Source organism: Streptomyces sp. WM6386 (assembly GCF_000972385.1).
GTDB lineage: Bacteria > Actinomycetota > Actinomycetes > Streptomycetales > Streptomycetaceae > Streptomyces.
This window is the reverse complement of record NZ_JXTE01000006.1, coordinates 209,058-216,074: the sequence shown is the minus strand read 5'-3', so window position 1 is coordinate 216,074 and position 7,017 is coordinate 209,058. Positions and strand designations below refer to the sequence as shown.

Sequence of the window (7,017 nt, the reverse complement as noted above, 5' to 3'; positions counted from 1 at the left end):
TGGTGACGGGCTGCCGCTCGACGGGGGGGGGGGGGTGCTGGGGGGCGGGCCGGGCGAGGGGGGGGGGGACGACGGGGGGGGCGAGCCGCTGCCGCTGCCGGAGCCCGGTGTCGACGGCTCGGAGTTCGACGACTGCGGGGGTGTGGTGGTCGTGGGCGGGGGAGTGGTCGTGGACCCGCCCGTCCCGCCCGGGGAACCGGAGTCCCCGGCCACGCTCAGCATGACGTACTGCCCGAACCCCAGCTCGGTCCCGGCCGGCGGATCGGTCGCCGTGACCTGGGCGTCGTCCGGCGGCAGCCCCTTGCTGCCATAGCCGACCACAAGCCCCTTGTCGGTCAGCGAGCGTCGGGCCTGGCCGAACGTCGCCCCGGCGAGGTTCGGCACCGCGCGCTTCTCCCGGGTGTCGAACGCGGCGTCCTTCGCTCCCGAGGTGCCGACCGGCCGGTTGATACCGCGGTCGGTGTCCTCGACGTCGACGAGGGCGATCTTCTCCAGGGGCCGGGGCGCGGGCCGCACCGCGACGACGGAGGAACGGTCGTACCCCTTCCACTCCTGGTTCCCGTCCTCGAACGTGACCGAGATACGGCTCGTGTCACCAGCGAAGGGCCGCAGCGGATTTCCGCACGAGCACTTCACGGAGGGCTGCCCCTGCGCATCGACCAGAATCGCGATTCCGGCCTGGAGCAAGGAGTCGTAGGGAACAGCCTTTCCCTTTTTGTAGTCGTGGTTCTTCACGAGAGTGTCGTGACGCAACAGGACGGGTGTGAGCCGATCGAGATAGTCCGGTATCCGATCCGTGGAGATTTTGAGGGCACGCGCCCATGCCTGTGCCTTCTGGTCGTTCCTGGGATCGGTGAGGAATTGCTCGAGCTTGTCGACGTCACAGACGGTCGGCTGCTTCGAACCCCCGTACAGACCAGGCGTGTCGCCCTGCTGCAGACTGCCCCGCACGGGCCGCGACGCGACCTGCGCGTCCTTCCCCAGCCCGCTGTTCTCGTCGAAGAAGGGATCGAGCGCGGGCACGCCCGCGGCGATCGCCTTCACCAGCGTCAAAGGCGTCTCGCGGTCGCACCCGCTGAGCGCCAGTACACAGACCAGCAGTACCGCGATCCGGTGGATCGAAGATTTCCCGGCCCTTTGCAGAAAAACGCGAATCGTCATCACCGCTCCCCCCGGCGGTTCCCCAACGCGTTTCATGCTAACGAACGGAAAAGCATTCCCGCCGGATTGAGGACAAAGAGCGGACTGAGGGGAAAGAGGTGTCAGCGACCCTGTGCGTTGAGTGAGGCCAAATAGGCGTTGTACGCCTCGAGTTCCTTGTCCCCGTCCCGGTCGGCGGCGCGGTCCTTGCGCTTGGCCTGCCGCTGCTCGGAGCCGTACCACTGGAACAGCAGCGCGATCAGCACCAGCACGGACGGGATCTCGCTGAACGCCCAGGCGATACCGCCCGCGGCGTTCTGGTCGGAGAGCGCGTCGATACCGAGCGAGGCGGGCGGGTTCTCGAACGTCTTGACCATCGGGGTGGACGCCATCATCAGCGCGATCCCGAAGAACGCGTGGAAGGGCATGCCGGCGAACAGCTCCAGCATCCGCATCAGATAGCCGGGCCGGGTGGGACCGGGGTCGACACCGATGATCGGCCAGAAGAACACCACGCCTACGGCGAGGAAGTGCACCATCATCGCGACGTGCCCCGTCTTCGAGCCCATCAGGAAGTCGAAGATGGGCGTGAAGTACAGCGCGTACAGGCTCGCGATGAAGAGCGGGATGGTGAACGCCGGGTGCGTGATGATCCGCATGTACCGGCTGTGCAGCAGGGCGAGGAGCAGCTCACGCGGCCCCTTGCGGCCCTTGCCCGCGACCGGCAGCGCACGCAGCGCCAGGGTCATCGGGGCGCCGAGCAGGATGAGGATCGGCGACAGCATGCTGATGATCATGTGCTGCACCATGTGCACGCTGAACATGACCATCCCGTAGTCGTTCAGCTTGGTGCACATCATCAGCCCGATGGACAGCACACCGGCGACATACGACACGGTCCGCCACACCGACCAGGCGTCCCCCCGCCGCCTGAGCCGCACGACCCCCCACACGTACAGCACCAGCCCCACGAGGCAGGCGACGAGGAAGAACGGGTCGGCCGACCACTGAAGACCCCGCCCCAGCGTGAACGGCGGCAGATCCATGGTCATGCCGTGCCCGCTGTGATCCATTCCGACGGCTCCTGATTCGTGGGGGTTGTGCAAGTCTGTCCGTCACAGACTAGAACCGCCCCCGGCCGCAGCTGCGGCCGGGGGCGGACTCTTCAGTTCCATGCGAAATGTCCTAGAGGACGCACTCGGCTTCCTCATAGCGCTCCGCGGGAACCGTCTTCAGCGTCTCCACGGCCTCAGCCAGCGGCACCATCACGATGTCCGTCCCCTGCAGCGCGGTCATGTGACCGAACTCGCCACGGTGCACGGCCTCGACCGCATGCCACCCGAATCGCGTCGCCAGCACCCGGTCGTACGCGGTCGGCGTACCGCCCCGCTGCACATGCCCCAGGATGACCGGCCGCGCTTCCTTCCCCAGCCGCTGCTCCAGCTCGATGGAGAGCTGACGGGCGATCCCGGCGAACCGCTCGTGCCCGTAGATGTCCTTCGCGCCCTCGTCGAACTCCATGGACCCGGCGGCCGGCTTGGCTCCCTCCGCGGCGACGACGATCGCGAACCGCTTGCCCGCCTCGAACCGTTCGCCGACCCGCTTGGCCAACTCCTCGATGTCGAAGGGCCGTTCCGGTACGACGATGGCGTGCGCACCGGCCGCCATGCCCGAGTGCAGCGCGATCCAGCCGGTGTGCCGCCCCATGACCTCGACGACGAGCACCCGCTGGTGCGACTCGGCGGTGGTCTTGAGCCGGTCCAGGGCCTCCGTGGCCACCCCCACGGCGGTGTCGAAGCCGAAGGTGACGTCCGTGACCGCGATGTCGTTGTCGATGGTCTTGGGCACGCCCACGATGGGCAGACCGGCATCCGACATCAGCCGGGCCGCCTTCAGCGTGCCCTCGCCGCCGATCGGGATGATCGCGTCGAGACCGAGGTCCTGGAGATGCCCCCTGGCCCGCTCGACCCCGTCACGCAGATGCGAGGGCTGGACCCGGGAGGAGCCGAGGATGGTGCCGCCGCGGGCCAGGATGCCACCCACCGCGTCGAGGTCGAGCTTGAGATAGTCGCACTCCAGAAGGCCCTTCCAGCCGTCCCGGAAGCCGATGACCTCGTCGCCGTGGTCGACGACGGCACGGTGCACGACGGACCGGATGACGGCGTTCAGGCCGGGGCAGTCGCCGCCGGACGTGAGGACACCAATGCGCATAGCCCGAAACAACCTTCTCAACGTGGGCCGGGGACCGGACCACGCTGTCCGGCTCGATCCCCGCCACCCTAGCGGCAGGAGGGGGCGGGGCCGTACCGTGCGTCCGCCTGCTGGACGACCCCGCTCAGGTGTGCGGACCCATCGTCAGACGGGCTGGTAAAAGCCGCCTGGAGCGCAGGTGAACTCGCAGCTCAGGCAGGCTGCTCGGCAGCGGCGATGCGCTCGGTGCGCAGCGCCTCGTACCACCGGTCGTCGGTGGGCGGCAGCGCGTTCACGTCGAGCGCCAGCTTCAGCAGCAGGTCGGCGATGAGCGGGTTGCGCGCCAGCACCGGGCCGTGCATGTACGTACCGAAGACGGTGTCGTTGTACGCGCCCTCCGTACCGTCGCCCGTGCCGTTGCCGTTGCCGAACTTGACCCGGGCGAGCGGGCGGGCCGTCGGTCCGAGGTGGGTGATGCCCTGGTGGTTCTCGAAGCCGGTCAGCGGGGGCAGACCGAGTCGCGGGTCGATGTCCCCGAGCACGTCACCGACGCACCGCGCGCCCTCGCCGCGCACCGACACCACGTCCAGCAGCCCGAGGCCGGGCTCCCGCTGGCCGAGGTCGTTGATGAACTCGTGGCCGAGGATCTGGTAGCCGGCGCACACCGAGAAGACGATCGCGCCGTTCTCCACGGCCCGGTGCAGTCCGCCGTCCCGGCGCAGCCGCTCGGCCGCGAGCCGCTGCGGACGGTCCTCGCCGCCACCGATGAGATAGATGTCCCCGGAGGTCGGGATCGGCTGGTCGCTGCGTACGTCGAGACGGGCCACGTCGAGGCCGCGCTGCCGCGCCCGGCGCTCCACGACCAGGACGTTGCCCTGGTCGCCGTACGTGCTGAGCAGGTCGGGATAGATCCAGACGATCCGCAGCTGGTTGTCGCTCACAAAAGTCCCCTGAGTGTGTCAGTTGCCGACGCGGCGGCGCAGGTCCTGGAAGGCGGTGTAGTTCGCGATGACCTCGATGCGGCCCGGCGGGCACATCTGGACGGCCTGGTCGAGGTTCTCGCAGACCTGGAAGTGCTGGTTCGCGACCTCGAGACGCACCGCGAGGTCCAGCTTCCGGTCGCCGACGACGCAGATCGGGTGCCCCGTCAGCCGCGTGTAGTCGACGTCCCACAGCCAGGAGGTGTCGGTGCCGTCGGCGCCGCGCGCGTTCACGGAGAGGATCACCGGGGTGGGCGGCGGATCGATCAGGCTGAACGTTTCGAGCCAGCCCGCGGGGTTCTTCGCGAGCAGCAGTCGCAGGTCGCGCTCCTGGAACTGCACGACGTCGTAGCGTCCGGCCACGGCCTGTACCTGGTACATGCGTTCCAGGGCGACCTGCGGCGGTACCCCGAACACGGCGGCGACGGCGGCCGAGGAGGCGGCGTTGGCCTTGTTGGCGCGGCCGGGCAGCTGGAGATGGATGGGCCACGCGGAGCCGTGCGGGTCGAGCACATGGTCCCCTGACAGCGCCCAGCTCGGCGTGGGCCGGCGGAAGCCGCACTCACCGCAGAACCAGTCGTCGCCCGGCCGCTGCATCACACCACCGCAGGACGGGCAGGACCAGGCGTCGTCCTTCCACATCTGCCCCGCGGCGACCCAGATCACATTGGGGGAGGAGGAGGCCGCCCACACGACGAGCGGGTCGTCGGCGTTGGCGATGATGACGGCCTTGCTGCCGGCCAGTCCCTCGCGCCAGTTCTCGGCGAGCATGCGGGTCTCGGCGGCCCGGTCCAGCTGGTCACGGGAGAGGTTGAGCAGGGCGATGCACTTCGGGTCGGTGTCGCGGGCGACACCGGCGAGGTACTTCTCGTCGACCTCGATCACGCCGTACCGCGCCTCTGAGCTGCCCGCGAGGGCCGAGGTGATGCCGGCCGGCATGTTGGCGCCGAGGGCGTTGGAGACGACGGGCCCGGCGGCGCGCAGCGCCTCCGCGATGAGCCGGGTGGTCGTGGTCTTGCCGTTGGTCGCCGACACCAGGACGACGTCCAGGTTCTGGGCGAGCCGGGCGAGAAGGTCGGGGTCGAGCTTGAGCGCCACCCGGCCGCCGATCACCGAACCGCTGCCGCGCCCCGCGGCGCGCGATGCCGCTGCGACCGCCTTACCGGCGGTCACGGCGATCTTGGCCCGCGGCGTGAGCGGGTCCGAGTTGCCTGCCATCAGTTCTCGATCCTCCTTGCGTACGCGCCGCGCCTGACGGCAACGTGGTGGTGGTCAGCCTATCGAGATCCATTCGCACTCCCGAATCGCCGTACCCTTGCGGCCATGCGAAACGGCTCCATTCCGGGCACCCGCGGGCGCGTCCGGCCCCTCACGCTGCTCGGTGACCCCCTCCTGCACACCGCGTGCCGGGACGTCACGGACTTCGGCCCGGAACTGGCGACGCTCGTGGAGGACTTGTTCGCGACGATGTACGCGGCCGAGGGGGTGGGCCTGGCGGCCAACCAGATCGGCGAGCCGCTGCGGGTGTTCGTCTACGACTGCCCCGACGACGATGACGTACGGCACTTGGGTCATGTGGTCAACCCACGCCTGGTGGAGGCCGACGGTGTGGTGATCCGAGGCCCGGAGGGCTGTCTGTCGCTGCCGGGTCTGGAGGCGGGGACGGAGCGCTACGACCATGCGGTGGTGGAGGGATTCACGGTGACGGGGGATCGGGTGCGGGTACACGGCACGGGCTTCTTCGCGCGCTGCCTCCAGCACGAGTGCGACCACTTGGACGGAAGGGTCTACGCGGACCACCTGACAGGCTGGCGCCACCGCAGACTGATTCGACAGGTAGGCCGAGCTTCATGGCACAGGGCCACCTGACCCGCCCAGGGGCCCGGGGAACTGCGCGACAAGCCCCCACCGGCCAGTAGCCGGACGACAACCGTCAGAAGCCCGGACCGCCCACCTTGTCCCCTGCCGCGGCGAGCCGCCCCCACAACAGGTCGGCCAGACTCCGCACCAACTCGGCCCGGGAACACGGCCGTTCCCCCAGCCACCAGTCACCCGCCGCATGCATCATCCCGACGATCCCGTGCCCCCAGACCCGGGCCAGCTGCTGGCCGCCGGGCCCGAGATCCAGCCGGTCCTCGATGACCTGGGCCAACTCCTCGCCCATCTGGCGAAGCAGCGGCACCGAGTGCTTGCCGGTGTCGAACCCGGGGTCACCGGACGGCGCACCCTCCGCAGGGTGCATCAGGAACCGGTACACCTGGGGCCGGAGCTCGATCGCCGCGAGGTAGGTGTCGAGCGTGGCCTCGACCCGCTCCCGCCGCGCCGCGGGGGCGTCCAGCGCGGCCCGCAGAGAATCCAGCAACGCATCCGTATGCCTCTTGGCCAAAGCCGCGTAAAGTCCCCCCTTGTCACCGAAGTGACGGTAGAGGATCGGCTTGGTGATGCCCGCTTCCGCGGCGATCGCGTTCATGGAGGCCTGTGGTCCGTCACGCAGGACTACTCTGTCCGCGGCCTCCAGCAGCTCGCGGCGACGGCGGTCGGCGGACCGTTGCTGATCGGTCCGCTGCGTGGTGTCCATGAGCTCTCCCCACCCGTGCTGATTCGGTGACGCCTGCGCAAACTAACACTCAACATGCCCCACGCATCGAACGGGCTACCGAGCGGTCATCAGGAGTTGACTTTTCCTACCGACCGGTAACAGACTCGG

Annotated in this window: 7 protein-coding genes; 1 reads left to right on the top strand and 6 read right to left on the bottom strand. The window is 69.2% G+C overall.

What is annotated here, in order from left to right; genetic code table 11:
* From TN53_RS05980 to TN53_RS05960, 5 genes are all read right to left on the bottom strand, one after another.
* On the bottom strand, window positions 1–1,161 hold a 1,161-nt coding region (locus tag TN53_RS05980; protein ID WP_095046320.1), incomplete at its 3' end, for a PASTA domain-containing protein.
* A gap of 101 nt (window positions 1,162–1,262) precedes the next feature.
* The gene (locus tag TN53_RS05975) at window positions 1,263–2,213 is read right to left on the bottom strand and encodes a cytochrome c oxidase assembly protein (RefSeq protein ID WP_046257295.1); all 951 of its coding nucleotides are present in this window, start codon (window positions 2,211–2,213) and stop codon (window positions 1,263–1,265) included.
* 112 nt (window positions 2,214–2,325) lie between these two features.
* Window positions 2,326–3,351 carry a 6-phosphofructokinase gene (locus TN53_RS05970; protein WP_046257294.1) on the bottom strand — a complete coding sequence of 342 codons (1,026 nt, stop codon included), beginning with the start codon at window positions 3,349–3,351 and terminating at the stop codon, window positions 2,326–2,328.
* A 191-nt stretch (window positions 3,352–3,542) separates the two neighbouring features.
* Complete coding sequence (locus TN53_RS05965; RefSeq protein WP_046257293.1) at window positions 3,543–4,271, bottom strand: type 1 glutamine amidotransferase; 729 nt, start codon at window positions 4,269–4,271, stop codon at window positions 3,543–3,545.
* A gap of 18 nt (window positions 4,272–4,289) precedes the next feature.
* Window positions 4,290–5,528: a MurT ligase domain-containing protein gene (locus TN53_RS05960; RefSeq protein WP_046257292.1), complete on the bottom strand. Its 1,239-nt coding sequence runs from the start codon at window positions 5,526–5,528 to the stop codon at window positions 4,290–4,292.
* Window positions 5,529–5,633: 105 nt separating this feature from the next.
* Between TN53_RS05960 and def the strand changes: the two genes are divergently transcribed.
* Window positions 5,634–6,179 (top strand): peptide deformylase, encoded by a 546-nt coding sequence (gene def, locus TN53_RS05955; RefSeq protein ID WP_046257291.1) that lies wholly within the window; start codon window positions 5,634–5,636, stop codon window positions 6,177–6,179.
* 64 nt (window positions 6,180–6,243) lie between these two features.
* Here def and TN53_RS05950 read toward each other — a convergent pair whose 3' ends face one another.
* Complete coding sequence (locus tag TN53_RS05950) at window positions 6,244–6,888, bottom strand: TetR family transcriptional regulator (RefSeq protein WP_046257290.1); 645 nt, start codon at window positions 6,886–6,888, stop codon at window positions 6,244–6,246.
* Window positions 6,889–7,017: the final 129 nt, after the last annotated feature.